We start from the raw sequence: 15,533 nt of genomic DNA, 5'->3' as shown, positions 1-15,533 counted from the left end.
TTCATGAACGGACAAAGGGAAGGAGACGTGTCATGTGTGGCATCGTCGGCGCGGTCGCGCAACGGAACATCGTTCCGATTCTGATCGAAGGTTTGCGCCGCCTCGAATATCGAGGCTATGATTCATGCGGCGTGGCGACCGTCGTCGATGGCCACGCACGCCGCGAGCGCAGCGTGTCGCGCGTCGCGGATCTCGACGCGCACGTGCGCAGCGCCGGGCTGTCCGGCACCACCGGCATCGCGCACACGCGCTGGGCGACGCACGGCGCGCCCGCCACGTGCAACGCGCATCCGATCTTCTCGCGCGACGAAATCGCGCTCGTGCACAACGGCATCATCGAGAATCACGAAACGTTGCGCAGGCAACTGTCTGACGAGCATTACGAATTCGACGGCCAGACCGACACCGAGGTCGTCGCCCACCTGATCCACAGCAAGTATCGCGGCGACCTGCTCGCCGCCGTGCGCGATGCGACGTCGCAGCTGCACGGCGCATATGCGATCGCGGTGTTCAGCAAGCACGAGCCGCAGCGGCTGATCGGCGCGCGTGTCGGCTCGCCGCTCGTCGTCGGCCTGAAGGACGACGAATGTTTTCTGGCGTCCGACGCGCTCGCGCTCGCCGGCATCACCGACCGCTTCATCTTTCTCGAGGAAGGCGACATCGTCGAGCTGACGCCGGGCGGCGTGCGAATTCTCGAGCGCGGCGGCACGCCGGTCGAACGCCCGATCCAGACCGTCTCGTCGACGCAGGGCGTGGTCGAGCTCGGACCGTACCGGCATTTCATGCAGAAGGAAATCTTCGAGCAACCGCAGGCCGTGGCCGCGACCATTCCCGATGCGGGGCTGTTCGATCCGGCGGCATTCGGCCCGGATGCCGCGCGGGCGTTCGAGCAGATCGACAACGTGCTGATTCTCGCGTGCGGCACGAGCTACTATTCCGGCCTGACTGCGCGCCGCTGGCTCGAGACGATCGCGCGGCTGCCCGCGCAGGTCGAGATCGCGAGCGAATACCGTTACAGCGACGCGCTCGCGCTGCCGAATACGCTGGTGGTCAGCGTGTCGCAATCGGGCGAGACCGCCGACACGCTTGCCGCGCTCAAGTACACGCAGGCGCTCGGTCATGTCGACACGCTCGCGATCTGCAACGTGCCGACCAGCGCGATGGTGCGTCAGACCAGCCTGCGGTTCCTGACGCGCGCCGGCCCGGAAATCGGCGTCGCGTCGACGAAGGCGTTCACGACGCAGCTCGTCGCGCTGTTCATTCTCGCGGTGACGCTTGGCCGGCTGCGCGGCTATGTCGACGATGCGCAGCTCGCCCGCTATGCGACGCAACTGCGACGATTGCCGGACGCGCTCGAGGACGTGCTCGGGTTGGAGCCGCAGATCGAGCGCTGGGCGGTCGAGTTCTCGCGGCACGAGAATGCGCTGTTTCTGGGGCGCGGGCTGCATTACCCGATCGCGCTCGAAGGGGCGCTGAAGCTCAAGGAGATTTCGTATATCCACGCGGAAGCGTATCCGGCCGGCGAGCTGAAGCACGGGCCGCTCGCGCTCGTCACGCACGCGATGCCGGTCGCGACGATCGCGCCGAACGACGCGCTGCTCGAGAAGCTCAAGTCGAACATGCAGGAGGTGCGGGCGCGCGGCGGGCAGCTTTACGTGTTCGCCGATGCCGATACGCGGATCGACAACGGCGAAGGCGTGTCGGTGCTGAGGATGCCGGATTACTACGGGTTGCTGTCGCCGATCCTGCACGTCGTGCCGCTGCAATTGCTCGCCTATCACGCGGCGTGCCTGCGCGGCGCGGATATCGACAAGCCGAGGAATCTCGCGAAATCGGTGACGGTGGAGTGAGGAGAAGGGGGCTCGATGGGGCTGCTTCGGTGCAATGCGGAGCGGCTTCGGAATGGCGGCGGGCAAACCGACGCGATTCGTGCACGGCCGCCCGGTCCGTTACGATTTCGCGTCGTCAGCCGGAGCGTCGTCGTCGATGCGGAACACGATCGGATCGCGCGGATAGTGCTTGATATCCGGCGATAAAGCGTACCTGCCCTCGGCCCAGTAATACGCGAAGGAAACGATCAGGATCGCCAGCGAAAAGGGCAGCGACATGCGCCCCCATGCCCAGAAGGCCAGAAGCCCGAGCGCGACGATGATCGAAAAAGCGATCATCGCTGGGCGTCGTGCTTTCGCGAGAGGCTGCCAGGTTTCAGGGTGGATCCCCGCGGCGATGAACGTCCTCGGATTGAAACGCAGCCCCTGATGCGCGAGGCCGCACAGCAGCGCGACAACCAGTTCGTGATGATTCTTGAAGCGAACGCAGCGGATGGCACTGTCAGAGTCGTAATCCACGAGACTCGTGCGCAGCGTGAATCGCGTCGCCGGTTCGCGCTTGGCACCGCGTCGCCAGAACTGGAAACTCGCCGGCCTCATGGCCACTCGGGATGCCGTGTCGTATTCGACATCGCAGCGCGGGTCCTGGCTGGGTACGACTTCGCGCCATTCGATGTGTCGTTCCTGCTGCAGGGCCGCCGCATTCGAGCGCTTGCCGATCCCATATCGGAAGCCGGTTGCATCGACATGAAACCAGCCGCCCGTATTCCGCATGGCCCGAATGACGACGACCACCGCCCACGCGAGGCAGCCCAATATGCCGAGCCACAAAACGAATCCAATGAAGCCGCCTCGCGCGAAAGACGCATCGCCGAATGGCGCGGTGAGCAGCCCGACGAACATCGTGCCGAAAAACAGCAGGAAGCCGATATTGACCAGATAGGTGTTGAACAGGTCGGGAATCCCGTCACACGATGGAATCTGCCGAAGATGCGCCGGTAGCGTAATGACGCGCGGGTTTGCGCCGGTGCCCTGTCTTGATGGGTTCGACGTGTCGGCGATGCCGGACGACACGGTGCCGTCTGAGCGGGTAGTCATGGCGCGTGGCTCTTTTCCGGAGGAGGTGTTCTGGAGATCGACGATTGATCAGATGTTAGTCGATCTCGCGGAATGGCTCGAATCCCGTATCCCGCATCCGGAATTCGCATGAATGCGAAAGGCGAAAAAATCCGGCCCATTGTTCGCGCCTGTGTCGGAAATCGAGTAGACGATGGTGGTCGGATATCGCCGGGCTGCTCACGAAGCGGTGCGCTCACACCGCCCCATTCGTGCGAACATTAACCCTCTATCCGACCACCGAACTCGAGACCGTCGTGATCCGATCGAATCCCGAAGGCAATCCGCAATCCGGTCATCCGCCGTGGATGTCCGTCGCGCTGGCCGAGCTGGGCATCCGCCGTTTCCCGCCCGGCAGCATCAATCCGCGCATCGTCGAATACAACAACCACACGAATCTCGTCGGCTACGACGACAAGATTTCGTGGTGCTCGTCGTTCGTCAACTGGTGCATGACGCATGCCGGCATCCGCGGCACGGGGTCGGCGCTCGCGCGTTCGTGGCTCGAGTGGGGGCGGCCGCTGACGCGCCCGGTGTACGGCTGCATCGCGATCCTGACGCGCGACGATCCTGCGAGCTGGAAAGGCCACGTCGGGTTCTATCTGCGTCATGACGACGAGCACGTGCATCTGTTCGGCGGCAATCAGCTGGACGAGGTGCGCGAGCTCGCGTATCCGCTGAGCGAGGTGATCGGATACCGGTGGCCCGACGCCGGCTGAGCGCGCCGCCGGCACGGCACTCCCTGCATGCACGGGCGACGGAGGCGTTGCAGGGTGGCCGCGGTCAGTCCTTCGCGACCGTGGCCGCAACGGCCACCGCTTGCGTGTTCGTCCCGCCCGCCGCATCGTTCCTGCTCCACCCGCCGCCAAGCGACCGATACAACGCGACCGCGGCGAGCGCATGCTCGCGCCTCACCTGATTGAGCGCATCCGAGTCCCGCAGATAGACCTCCTGCGCGGACAGCACATCCAGAAAATCCGTCGCACCGCCCTTGTAGAGCTGATTCGCCAGGCCGAGCGCCTTGTCCGACGCCGACAGCGCACTGTCGAGCCGCCGTGCCGCTTCATCGCTGCTGACGAGGTTCGCGCGTGCATCCTCGACTTCCCGCAGCGCCTGCAGCATCGTCTGCCGCAAACCGAGTTCCGACTCGCGCATCCGGCTTTCGCTCTGCGTGATGTCGGCTGTGATCCGCCCCGCGTTGAAGATCGGGCTGGTCGCGCTCAACGCCGCGCTGAACAGGTTGTCGGTCAGCGTCGGCAACCCGAGGTACGACGCGGCAAGAATCCCGTCCGCCAGGTTCAGCGAGAACTTCGGATACCGCTCGGCCTTCGCGACACCGACCTGCGCCGCGCGCCGTTCGACCTGCGCGTAAGCGGTGAGCACGTCGGGCCGTCGCAGCAGCGCCTGCGACGGCAGCGTGGTGGGCGACCCGGCGGGCGGCGCGGGAATCGCGCCGGCCTGCGCGAGCACGAGCCGGTCGACCGATTCGGGCGTGCGGCCCGAATACACGGCGATCAGGTTGAGCTGATGCGCGATCTGCGCCTGCGTCGGCGGAATCCGCGCTTCGAGCGCATCGAGCTGGTTCTGCGCGCGCGTGACGTCGAGTTCCGTCGACAGCCCGAACGCCTGGCGCTTGCGCGTAAGCTCGAGCGCATGCCGGCGGATCGCCGCGTTGTCCTGCAGGATCTTCAGTTCCTGCTGCGCCCAGCGCAGGTCGACGTACGCGGACGCCGCATCGGCCGCGAGCGCGAGCCGCATCGCATCTTCCGCATGCTGTTGTCCGACCAGCTCGGCCTGGGCGGCCAGCAGGTCGAGCCGTTCCCCGCCGAACACGTCCGGCGACCAACTCAGCGCGAGCCCGATGCCGGCCTGCCGCACGTAGCCGAGCGGCGGCGGCGTGTTCTGGCGCGCGTCGGATGCACGCGCGGTCGCGTCGAGTTCGGGCAGCAGCGCCGCGCGCTTCTGCACGGTCAGCGCCTGCGCCTGCTTCACGCGCTCGGTGGCGGCCTGCAGATCGAGATTGCCGTCGAGCACGGTCGCGATCAGCCGGTCGAGCACGGGATCGTGGAAGCGCGCCCACCACGCGGCGGCATCGATGTCCGCGCGCGGCACGTCGATGTCCCACGCGGCGGGCGCGAGCGATTGAACGGAATCGTGCAGCGCGGGATGCTGCGCGGGCTGCACCGCGCAGCCGGCGGCGAACGCGCTGACGGCCAGCGCGACGAGTAGCTTTTTCATAACGATGACCTCTGCTTCAGTGCGCGTCCGGCGGCGGCGCGGTCAGGGTAATGGGACGGGAAAACGCGACGGCGATCAGCGCGACGATGAAGCACAGCGACAGCGCGTAGTACGCATCCGCGTAGGTGAGCGTCAGCGCTTCGCGATAGATCAGGCGGTGCAGGTTCGCGAGGCCGGCCTGCGCGGTATCGAGCGTGTTGCCTGCCACCGAGGTCCAGTACGCGGCCTGGCGATCGAGCAGCGACGCGATCTGCGGCTCGCCGGCGCTCACGTGCTCGTTCAGGCGCAGGTAGTGAAAGTTCAGCCGGTCGTTGAGCATCGTCGCGCTCACCGCGATGCCGATCGCACCACCGAGATTGCGCATCAGGTTGAACAGGCCGCTCGCCGATTTCAGCCGCGACTGAGGCAGCGAGCCCAGCGCCATCGTCACGATCGGCGGCACGCTGAACTGCTGGCCGATGCCGCGCAATGCCTGCGGCAGCAGCAGTTCGCGCCAGCCCCAGTCGTGCGTGATCGGCGTGTACAGGTAGCAGCCGAGGCCGAAGCAGATAAGCCCGAACACGAGCAGCGCGCGCATGCTGAAGTAGCGCGCGGCGAACGCATACGCGCAGAGCGCGAGCAGCTGGAACGCGCCGACCGACAGCAGCGCGATGCCGATCTGCAGCGAACTGAACGCGCGCACCTGCGACAGGAACAGCGGCGTGAGGAACACCGTCACGAAGATGCCGATGCCCGTCACGAACGACAGCAGGCTGCCGATCCCGAAGTTGCGCACGGCGAGCGCGCGCAGGTCGACGACCGGATCGTCCGCGGTCAGCGCGTGCACGATGAACAGGAAGCCGCAGATGCCGGAGATCCACGCGCAGATCACGATCGCGTCGTCGCTGAACCAGTTCTTGCGCGGGCCTTCCTCGAGCACGTATTCGAGGCAGCCGAGGAAGCCCGACATCAGCGCGATGCCGAGATAGTCGCCGCGCTTGAGCAGGCTCGGGTCGGGTTCGTCGATATGCACGTAGCGCGGCACCAGCACGGCCACGGCGATGCCCGGCACCAGGTTCAGGTAGAACAGCCAGTGCCACGACCATTGATCGGTGATCCAGCCGCCGATCACCGGCCCGATCGCCGGCGCGAGCGACGCGAGCGCGCCGATCGTCGTCGACGCAATCAGCCGCTGCCTGCCCGGGAACAGCACGAACGCGGTCGTGAACACGGTCGGGATCATCGCGGCGCCGAGCGCGCCCTGCAGCCCGCGAAACAGGATCATCGAGTTGATGTCCCACGCGAGCCCGCACAGCATGCTCGTGATCGTGAAGCCGACCGCCGACGCGACGAACAGCCAGCGCGTCGACATCACCTTCGACAGCCAGCCCGACATCGGGATCACGATGATCTCGGCGATCAGGTAGGCCGTCTGCACCCACGACAGCTCGTCCTGGCTGGCGGACAGGCCGCCGCCGATGTCGCGCAGCGACGACGCGACGATCTGGATGTCGAGCGTCGCCATGAAGAAGCCGACGCACATCAGCGCGAACGCGAAGACGCGCTGCTTCGTCGGTTGCGACGCGGGGTCGCCGGAAAACGCGGTGGTCATGGTCGGCTCCGGGTCAGTTCGCGTGGTCGGTGTGCACCGTCACGGCCGCGGACAGGCCGGGGCGCAGCACGTGCTCGAGGCCCGGCTGCGGATCGAGATGCACGCGCACCGGCACGCGCTGGACGATCTTCGTGAAGTTGCCGGTCGCGTTCTCGGGCGGCAGTACGCTGAAGGTCGCGCCGGTCGCGGGCGCGAGGCTGTCGACACGGCCGTGCAGGCGCGTGCTCGACGCATCGAGCGTGACGTCGACGCGATCGCCCGCGCGCATCTTGCGCAGCTGGTCTTCCTTGAAGTTCGCGTCGATCCACAGCCCCGACGCGGGCACGACCGTCAGCAGCGGCACGCCGACATTCGCGAGCATCCCGACGCGGCTCGTACGGTTGCCGACGTAGCCGTCGACCGGCGAGCGGATCGTCGTGTACTCGACGTTGAGCGCCGCGACGCGTTGCGCGGCGAGCGCCGTGTTCACGCGGGCCCGCGCATCGGCGAGCTGCGCGCCGAGCACGTCGAGCTGTCGCTTCGACGCGAGCAGCACGGCGTCGCTGCGGGCGACGGCCGCATCCGCCTTCGAATAGTCGGCATCCGCGCGCTCGACGATCTGGTTCGACACCGCATCGGATTTGACGAGCTCGCGGTAGCGCACGCGGTCGGACGACGCACGCGTGAGCTCGGCCGACGACGCATTGCGGTCCGCCGCGTGCTGGCCGATCACCGCGTATTGCAGCTGCTGCTTCGATTCGAGTTCCGTCACTGCTGAGCGCGCGCTGTCGACTTCCGCGGCGGCCTGCGCGAGCTTCGCATCGTAGTCGCGCGCATCGAGCTGCACGAGCACGTCGCCGGCCTTCACGCGCTGGTTGTCGGTCACGAGGATCTTGTCGACGAAGCCGTTCACCTTCGGCGCGAGCACGGTGACGTCACCGCCGACATACGCATCGTCGGTGCTTTCCTGGAAGCGCAGCACGAACAGCCAGTCGAGCGCGGCCGCGGCCACGACGACCACCACGGCGCCCACCGCGATGCGCATCCACGGCATGCGGCGCTGCTGCTTCGCGGGCGGGTCGATTGTGGCTGCTTCGCGGGAAGCAGCGGCTTGGGTCGTTTCCATCGATTCACCTATGTATATGCACTTATCAAAACGATCGACGACGTCGCATCGATCGGGAAAGGGGCTAGCGCTCCGGCAGGTTGTGCGTGATCCGAAACAATTCGTCTCTGAGGCGGGCCGCCTGGGTCGACCCGAACCGCTGCTCGAACGCTTGTTGCGCGGCGAGCCAGTGCACATGCGCGTCGGCAATCCTGGCTTCGCCGTGCTCGGTCAGCGCGAACATCTGGCGGCGGCAACGCGGCTCCATCCGGCCCGTCACGAGCGCCGCGCCGATCAGCGGCTTGAGCGCACGCAGGAGCGCCGTGCGCTCGATCACCAGCACCGCCGACAGCGTCGCCATCGTCAGGCCCGGGCGCTCCCGCAGCAGCGCGAGAATGCTGTACTGCGACGGCGTGACGCCCGCCCGCGACAGATAGCGCTCGTAGAACTGCGAGATTCGCCGCGCGGCCTGCCGGATCGCGAAGCAATCGTCATCGGTGAGGGTGGTCGTGTGCATGTGCACATATTAGGGGGCGAGGCGGCCTGAAGCGAGGGTCGGGGCGCGATCAGATTGGTGTCGTGGCTGTACCAATCGGCGGCCGGACGGCGCGTTTTCGCGCCGGATCAGGCGGCGGCAGGAACAATCCGGCCTTCGCGGTCGCAGTACGCGGCCGTGTAGTCGATGAACGCCTTGACCTTCGCGGGCAGCAGCGCGCGGTTCGCGTAAGCGAGCTTGATTTCCACGAACGCGTCGACCAGATCCGCGCCTTCGAGCAGCTGCACGAGCGCGCCCGACGCGAGTTCGGCCTCGACGAGCGTTCTCGGCACGACGCCGATGCCGAAGTCGTGCATCACCATTTCACGGTTGAAGACGGGGCTGTTCGACGAGATGTCGAAGCTCAACGGCACGGTCAGCGTGTCGCCGTCGACGCGGAACGACAGCGCGGGCCGGCGCAGCGACGGCGACAGCGGCACGAACGCATGCTCGGCGAGCGCGGCCGGCGTTTCGGGGCGCGGGTGCGTGCGCAGATACGCGGGCGTCGCGACGATCACCACCGGAATGCGTTCGACGAGGCGCACCACGGTCGTCTCGCTCGTCAGCATGTACGGGACGACGATGCCGATGTCGTAGCCTTCGCCGACGAGGTCGACCGGGCGCTCGGTCAGCGTGACGTCGAGGCGCACCTTCGGATGCGCGGCCTTGAAGCCGGCGATCAGCGGTACGAGCCGGTTCAGCGCGGCCGTCGTGTGCGCGACGAGCCGCAGCAGCCCCTCGGGTTCGCGCGTGTGCGATTGCGCCTGCGCTTCCAGCGAGTCGAGTTCGTCGAGCACGGCCGCGCAGCGCTCGTAGATGCGCTCGGCGGTTTCGGTCAGCGAGACCTGGCGCGTGGTCCGGTGCAGCAGGCGGCTGCCGAAGCGCGCCTCGAGATCCGCGACCGCCCGCGACACGACCGGCCGCGCGAGGCCGTGCATGTCGGCGGCGCGCGTGAAGCTGCGCATTTCCACCACCGACCGGAAGATCCGCAGCTTGTCGATGTAGTCCATGTTCGTCTCCTCGCGGCGATGGCGGCGCGCGGTGAAAGCGGCCCGCCCGGCCATGTTACGGCGGAGTGTACATTGACTTTATGCATATGCACATATAAATTGCCGATCATGAACGATATCCAGATCGCCCAGGCCTGCAATTGCCTCGCGCTGCGCCAGGCGGCGCGCTTCGTCACGCAACTCTACGAGCGGCATCTGGCCCCGGTCGGGGTCACGCCCGCGCAGTTCTCGATCATGGCGAACCTGTCGCGCCGGCCGGGCCTCGTGATGAGCGAGCTTGCCGATACGCTGGTGATGGACCGCACCACGCTGTTGCGCGCGCTCAAGCCGCTGCAGCGCGACGGATTCGTCGCCGCGGCCGCGTCCGAGCATGACGCCCGCGCGCACGCGCTCAGCCTGACGAAGCTCGGCGAGCGCACCTATGCGCAGGCGAAAGTCGCGTGGCAGGCCGCGCAGGACGAGTTCGACACGCAGTTCGGCCGCGACCGCGCCAAGGCGCTGCGCGACGAACTGTTCAGCCTGACCGCGCAGCGATAGCCGCAACGCGCGGTAGTATGACAAAAGCGATCCGGACCCGCCGGACGAGACACGAGGAGCACCCCCCATGCTGCAGTTGAGCGAGCGCGACGACGCGATGCTGCGCGGCGCATTCGGCGACGGCGCCGCGCGCGCGATGCGGATCGTCACGCGCACGGCCGAGGTCATGTCGGCGCCGCACCTGATCGACATCACGTCCGCGCATATCGACGGCTGCCTTTACCACGGCCAGACGAGCCTCGACTTCGTCGAGTATTTCGTCGACACCGGCGCGCGAGTCGCGGTGCCGACCACCCTGAACGTCGGGTCGCTCGACCTGATCCATCCCGAGCTGTATCACGGTGACCGCACGATCGAGCGCGACGCCCGGCGGCTGATGGATGCGCATCTGCAGCTCGGCTGCGAATCGAGCTTCACGTGCGCGCCGTATCAGCTGAAGAATCGTCCGCGCCTGGGCGAGCAGATCGCGTGGGCCGAATCCAATGCGATCGTGTTCGCGAATTCGGTGCTCGGCGCGCGTACCAGCCGCTATGGCGACTTTCTCGATCTGGCCGCCGCGATCACCGGGCGTGCGCCGTATGCGGGCCTGCACGTCGAATCGAATCGCGCGGCGCGGATCGTATTCAACGCGCCGGACTTCGGCAACCGGCCGTCGCGCGACATCTATTTCGCGGCGCTCGGGTTGCTGATCGGCAGGATCGCGGGCGCGATCGTCCCCGCGATCGTCGGGCTGCCCGCGGACACCACCGAAGACGAACTCAAGGCGCTCGGCGCGGCCGCCGCATCGAGCGGGGCCGTCGCGCTGTTCCATGCGGTGGGCGTCACGCCCGAGGCGCCGACGCTCGACGCCGCGTTGCATGGGCAGGCGGCGCAGCGAACGGTCGATGTCGCGATGGCCGACCTCGACGAGATCCGCCGCACGTTGAATCATGGCGCGGCCGGCGATGCGCTCGTCGCGGTCGCGCTCGGCACGCCGCATTTTTCGCTGGCCGAATTCCGCATGCTCGACGCGCTGCTCGATCAGTTCGACGGCAAGCCGAAGTGCGATTTCTACGTGAACACGAGCCGCTTCATCCTGTGGGAGCTGGGCGAGCTCGGGCTCGCCGGCAAATTCGATGCGCGCGGCGTCCAGATCGTCGTCGACACCTGCACGTACATCACGCCGGTGATGAAACAGCTGTCGGGCCTGGTGATGACCAACTCGGGGAAGTGGGCGTCGTATGCGCCCGCGAACATCGGCGTGACGGTCGCATACGGCAGCATGCGCGAGTGCGTGCGCTCCGCGTTCGACGGAAAGGTGCGATTCGATGACTGACGCAACGATGAGGCAACTGACGGGCGACACGCTCGTGCCGGGCAGCGCATGCGCGAACACGATCGTGCTCGACAAGCCGCTCAGCTTCTGGGGCGGCTACGACTCGGCCGCGGGGCGAATCGTCGATCGCGGGCATCCGCAGGCCGGCGCGAGCCTGGCCGGCCGGCTCATGGTGATGCCGCACGCGAAGGGTTCGAGTTCGAGCAGCAGCGTGCTCGCGGAAGCGGTGCGCAACGGCACGGGGCCGGTCGGGATCGTGCTGAAGGAGCGCGACCTGATCATCTCGATCGGCGCGATCGTGGCGGCGGAACTCTATGCGATCGCGGTGCCGGTGGTCTGCGTGACGGACGATGTGTATGACGCGATTGTCGCGGCGACGGGCGAAGTGCGGATCGAGGCACACGAAGGCGATGGCGGCGCGCGGATCGACGTCGGCGGCTGACTTTCCGGCTTACTCGCGTGCCGGATCGCCGGCCGAGTCCCGATAGGCACTCGGCGTCTGCCCGGCCCACCGTCGAAACGCCCGCGTGAAATTCGCCGGGTCGGTGAATTGCAGCCGCTCGGCGATCGTCTTCAGGTCGAGATCCGATGCCGCGAGCAACTGCTTCGCATCGCGAAACCGCGCTTCGTCGAGCAGTTGCCGGTAGCTCGACCCGGCTTCCTCGAGCCGGCGCCGCAACGTGCGCGTTGACACGAGCAGCGCGTCGGCGAGCGCCTCCGGGCTCGAATAGTCGCCGGCCGTGCGCGCCAGTTCCGCGCGCACGCGCTCGACCAGATCGCCTTCCTCCTGCCGCACCTGCGCATACTCGCGCTCGACCTGCACGAGCGCCTGCCGGTGTGCGACTTCGTCGGCGAGCGGCAGCGGCCAGTCGAGCACGTCGCGCGCGATCCACAGCGCATTCGCCGCGCAGCCGAATTCGACCGGCGGCAACTGGTCGCGATATCGCGCGAAATAGCCGGGCTCCGGCCACACGAAGCGCAGCGCGATCGGCGGCGATGCGCGCCCGGACCACTGCGAGATATTTTGCGCGAGCCCGGTCAGCACGAACTCGAACATCACGTGATGCTGCAGCACGGGGCTCGCCTGCACGCCGTGCAGTTCGAGGGTCGCGCCGTGTTCGTCCTCCGCGTAGGTCAGACGATATTGGCGATTGCGCATCCGGAAGTAGCGCTGCGTGACGACCAGCGCGTCGCGGATGTCCCGCGCGGTCAGGGTCGCATAGCCGAGGAAGCCGTGCACGGTCGGCTTCAGCAGCAGCCCGAACGCGAGCCCGATGCCCGGATCGCCGCCGATCCCGATCGCGTTCAGCACGAGCCGGCCCCATTGAGATGGCGCGACGCGCGCGTCCGGTTCGGCCAACACCGCGTCGCGCAGCCCGGTGCCGGCACGCACCGCGGCCAGATCGACGCCGCGCGCGGCCAGCGCCTGCAGCAGCAGGCGCGGATAGGCGACCGGAATCGTCGGCCGGCGCAGCCCGAGGTGATCCTTGCGTGACGGAGAGGTCATGTCGATTTGGCCGGAAATGACAAGCATTATGGCTGTTTGCCCCCTCACGTTCAAGGCGGCGCGCGCCTACGATGACACCCATCGCTTATCGGCAGACTCATCATGACGAACCCCTTTCCGCACCTGCTCGCACCGCTCGACCTCGGCTTCACCACGTTGAAGAATCGCGTGCTGATGGGCTCGATGCACACGGGCCTCGAGGACAGCCGCAAGACGCTGCCGCGGCTCGCCGACTATTTCGCCGAACGGGCGCGCGGCGGCGTCGGCCTGATCGTGACCGGCGGCTTCGCGCCGAACGTGGCCGGCTGGACCAAGCCGTTCGGCGGCACGCTGATGACGTCCGCCGGCGCGCGGCGCCATCGCGTGATCACCGACGCCGTGCATGCGGACGACGGCAAGATCGCGCTGCAGATCCTGCATACCGGCCGCTACGGCTACCACCCGTTCGCGGTCGCGCCGTCGAAGATCAAGTCGCCGATCTCGCCGTTCGTGCCGCATGAACTCAGCGCGCGCGGCGTCGAGCGGCAGATCCGTGCGTTCGTCCGCTGCGCGCAGCTCGCGCGCGAGGCCGGCTACGACGGCGTCGAGATCATGGGCTCCGAGGGCTACCTGATCAACCAGTTCATCTCGATGCATACGAACAAGCGCGGCGACCAGTGGGGCGGCTCGTATGAAAACCGCATCCGCCTGCCGATCGAGATCATCGAGCGCACGCGCGAAGCGGTCGGGCGCGACTTCATCCTGATCTACCGGCTGTCGATGCTCGACCTGATTCCGGACGGCAGCGACTGGCGCGAGACCGTGCAGCTTGCGAAGGCCGTCGAGCGCGCGGGCGCGACCATCATCAACACGGGGATCGGCTGGCACGAGGCGCGCGTGCCGACGATCGCGACGTCGGTGCCGCGCGGCGCGTTCGCGTGGGTGACCAGGAAGATGAAGGGCGAGGTCGGCATCCCGCTCGTGACGACCAACCGGATCAACCGGCCCGAAGTGGCCGAGCAGATTCTCGCGGACGGCTGCGCGGACATGGTGTCGATGGCGCGTCCGCTGCTCGCGGATGCCGAGTTCGTCGTCAAGGCCGCGCAGGGCCGCGCCGACGAGATCAACACCTGCATCGGCTGCAACCAGGCGTGTCTCGACCACGCGTTCAAGAACAAGATCGCGTCATGCCTGCTGAACCCGCGCGCCTGCCACGAGACGGAGCTGGTCTACGCGCGGGTGCAGCAGCCGAAGCGCATCGCGGTCGTCGGGGCAGGGCCGGCCGGGCTCGCATGCTCGACCGTGCTCGCGCAGCGCGGTCACCACGTCGACCTGTTCGACGCGGCCGCGGAGATCGGCGGCCAGTTCAACATGGCGAAGCGGATCCCGGGCAAGGAAGAGTTCGATGAAGCGCTGCGTTACTTCGGCCGGCAGGTCGAGCTGACCGGCGTGAACCTGCATCTGAACCGCCGCGTCGACGCGAACGACCTGATCGCGGGCGGCTATGACGAGATCGTGCTCGCCACCGGCGTCGCGCCGCGCGACCCGAAGATTCCCGGCCAGGACGGGCCGAACGTGCTCAGCTATATCGACGTGCTCGCCGGCAGGCAGCCGGTCGGCCGGCGTGTCGCGGTGGTCGGCGCGGGCGGCATCGGCTTCGATGTCGCCGAGTATCTGGTGCAGGACGGCGCGTCGCCGACGCTCGATCTGGAAGAGTGGAAAGCGGAGTGGGGCGTGACCGATCCGGCCGCGACGCGCGGCGGCGTGACGCGTGCGCAGGTCGGGCCGCCCGCGCGCGAAGTGACGCTGCTGCAACGCAAGGCCGCACCGCTCGGCAAGGGGCTCGGCAAGACGACCGGCTGGATTCACCGCGCGACGCTGAAGATGAAGCAGGTGAAGATGATCGGCGGCGTGAACTACGAACTGATCGATGCGCGCGGGTTGCACGTGTCGTACGGTGAACAGCGCACCGATCACGAACTGATCGAAGCCGACACGATCGTGCTGTGCGCGGGGCAGGAACCGCAGCGCGCGCTGCTGGTGCCGCTGCAGGCAGCCGGACGATCGGTGCATCTGATCGGCGGCGCGGAGCTGGCGGCCGAACTCGATGCGAAGCGTGCGATCGATCAGGGTTCGCGGCTTGCCGCGCGGCTGTAACGGGGAATCGTTTCGGGTGCCGGGGCGGTGTGCGTCGCGCGGCGGTGGTCTGCCTGCGCGACGGCTCGCGGTTTTCCGCTCCGTGATTCCACAGGGCGGTTGAGCACGTCGAATCGATGTGCCGCGTCACCACGCGACGGGATCCCCGCACACGGCCATCCGCCACCGGCCCGCGCGCGTCAGGCCGCTTCGGCCCGTTCCTCCTCTTCCGCTTCCAGCATCGCCTTGACGATCAGGTAGACGGCCGGCAGGTCGTCGTCGTCGCGACGCCAGTCTACCGGCTCCTCGACGTCCGCCGCGACCAGCCGGCTGTCGCGCAGGCGGATGAACGCGTCGACGACGGTCGGATCGTTGCGGCTCAGGAAACCGGCGTTCGAGAACGCGAGTTCCTCGACGTTCAGCAGCGCCTGCCAGCTCATCGTGCGGACGGCGGCCGGATGCGTGCGGCGTCGCAGGCCGAGCGCGCGCTGCGCAGGGCCGCCGACGACACGCTGCAGATCGACGACCGCGCGCTGCGCGGCGCGCTCGAAGTGGCCAGGGTTGAAGCCGGGTTGCTCGGGATCGAATGCGGATGACTGGAACATGGTCGCCTCACAAAAGTCCGTCCGTCATGGGTGACGGAATTCGGGTCAAAT

14 protein-coding genes are annotated in these 15,533 nt (G+C 67.5%); 6 read left to right on the top strand and 8 right to left on the bottom strand.

All coding sequences use genetic code 11. The features are described 5' to 3' along the window. The first annotated feature begins 32 nt into the window (after positions 1 to 32). Positions 33 to 1,850, top strand: coding sequence for a glutamine--fructose-6-phosphate transaminase (isomerizing) (gene glmS / locus SB771_RS02715; protein WP_011660395.1), 1,818 nt, complete (start codon positions 33 to 35; stop codon positions 1,848 to 1,850). A 99-nt stretch (positions 1,851 to 1,949) separates the two neighbouring features. Here glmS and SB771_RS02710 read toward each other — a convergent pair whose 3' ends face one another. Further along, positions 1,950 to 2,927, bottom strand: a complete 978-nt coding sequence (locus tag SB771_RS02710; RefSeq protein WP_175659665.1) for a hypothetical protein — start codon at positions 2,925 to 2,927, stop codon at positions 1,950 to 1,952. Positions 2,928 to 3,253: 326 nt separating this feature from the next. Between SB771_RS02710 and SB771_RS02705 the strand changes: the two genes are divergently transcribed. Further along, positions 3,254 to 3,664: a TIGR02594 family protein gene (locus SB771_RS02705; protein WP_006752595.1), complete on the top strand. Its 411-nt coding sequence runs from the start codon at positions 3,254 to 3,256 to the stop codon at positions 3,662 to 3,664. Between the two features lie 64 nt (positions 3,665 to 3,728). Here SB771_RS02705 and SB771_RS02700 read toward each other — a convergent pair whose 3' ends face one another. The 5 genes from SB771_RS02700 to SB771_RS02680 form a co-directional block, all read right to left on the bottom strand. Next, positions 3,729 to 5,183, bottom strand: a complete 1,455-nt coding sequence (locus tag SB771_RS02700) for an efflux transporter outer membrane subunit (RefSeq protein ID WP_175659664.1) — start codon at positions 5,181 to 5,183, stop codon at positions 3,729 to 3,731. Between the two features lie 16 nt (positions 5,184 to 5,199). Then, a complete protein-coding gene (locus SB771_RS02695; protein WP_175659663.1) occupies positions 5,200 to 6,774 on the bottom strand; it encodes a DHA2 family efflux MFS transporter permease subunit in 1,575 nt (524 codons plus the stop codon). A gap of 13 nt (positions 6,775 to 6,787) precedes the next feature. Then, positions 6,788 to 7,879, bottom strand: a complete 1,092-nt coding sequence (locus SB771_RS02690; RefSeq protein WP_410721760.1) for an HlyD family secretion protein — start codon at positions 7,877 to 7,879, stop codon at positions 6,788 to 6,790. A gap of 64 nt (positions 7,880 to 7,943) precedes the next feature. Beyond that, positions 7,944 to 8,375 (bottom strand): MarR family winged helix-turn-helix transcriptional regulator, encoded by a 432-nt coding sequence (locus tag SB771_RS02685; protein WP_175659661.1) that lies wholly within the window; start codon positions 8,373 to 8,375, stop codon positions 7,944 to 7,946. 107 nt (positions 8,376 to 8,482) lie between these two features. Then, entirely contained in the window at positions 8,483 to 9,403 is a 921-nt protein-coding gene (locus SB771_RS02680) for a LysR family transcriptional regulator (RefSeq protein WP_175659660.1), read from the bottom strand. Positions 9,404 to 9,511: 108 nt separating this feature from the next. Between SB771_RS02680 and SB771_RS02675 the strand changes: the two genes are divergently transcribed. The 3 genes from SB771_RS02675 to SB771_RS02665 all read left to right on the top strand — a co-directional run bounded on the left by SB771_RS02675 (position 9,512) and on the right by SB771_RS02665 (position 11,697). Continuing rightward, entirely contained in the window at positions 9,512 to 9,940 is a 429-nt protein-coding gene (locus SB771_RS02675; RefSeq protein ID WP_041491606.1) for a MarR family winged helix-turn-helix transcriptional regulator, read from the top strand. A gap of 67 nt (positions 9,941 to 10,007) precedes the next feature. After that, entirely contained in the window at positions 10,008 to 11,255 is a 1,248-nt protein-coding gene (locus SB771_RS02670) for an aconitase X (protein ID WP_175659659.1), read from the top strand. Further along, the gene (locus SB771_RS02665) at positions 11,248 to 11,697 is read left to right on the top strand and encodes an aconitase X swivel domain-containing protein (RefSeq protein WP_175659658.1); all 450 of its coding nucleotides are present in this window, start codon (positions 11,248 to 11,250) and stop codon (positions 11,695 to 11,697) included. Before SB771_RS02670 ends, SB771_RS02665 begins: the two co-directional genes overlap by 8 nt. Before the next feature lie 9 nt (positions 11,698 to 11,706). Here SB771_RS02665 and SB771_RS02660 read toward each other — a convergent pair whose 3' ends face one another. Next, the gene (locus tag SB771_RS02660) at positions 11,707 to 12,789 is read right to left on the bottom strand and encodes an AraC family transcriptional regulator (protein WP_175659657.1); all 1,083 of its coding nucleotides are present in this window, start codon (positions 12,787 to 12,789) and stop codon (positions 11,707 to 11,709) included. Positions 12,790 to 12,864: 75 nt separating this feature from the next. On the opposite strand from SB771_RS02660, the gene SB771_RS02655 reads away from it, so the two are divergent. Further along, positions 12,865 to 14,898 carry an NADPH-dependent 2,4-dienoyl-CoA reductase gene (locus tag SB771_RS02655; protein ID WP_175659656.1) on the top strand — a complete coding sequence of 678 codons (2,034 nt, stop codon included), beginning with the start codon at positions 12,865 to 12,867 and terminating at the stop codon, positions 14,896 to 14,898. A gap of 179 nt (positions 14,899 to 15,077) precedes the next feature. Here the strand turns inward: SB771_RS02655 and SB771_RS02650 are convergent, their stop codons facing one another. Further along, positions 15,078 to 15,482 (bottom strand): DUF2471 family protein, encoded by a 405-nt coding sequence (locus SB771_RS02650; RefSeq protein WP_006750278.1) that lies wholly within the window; start codon positions 15,480 to 15,482, stop codon positions 15,078 to 15,080. Between the last annotated feature and the right edge of the window lie 51 nt (positions 15,483 to 15,533).

Origin of the sequence: Burkholderia sp. SIMBA_051 (genome assembly GCF_046534915.1) — a bacterium.
Taxonomy (GTDB): domain Bacteria; phylum Pseudomonadota; class Gammaproteobacteria; order Burkholderiales; family Burkholderiaceae; genus Burkholderia; species Burkholderia ambifaria.
The sequence above is the reverse complement of the archived record's forward strand: the minus strand, read 5'-3'. Positions and strand labels throughout refer to the sequence as shown.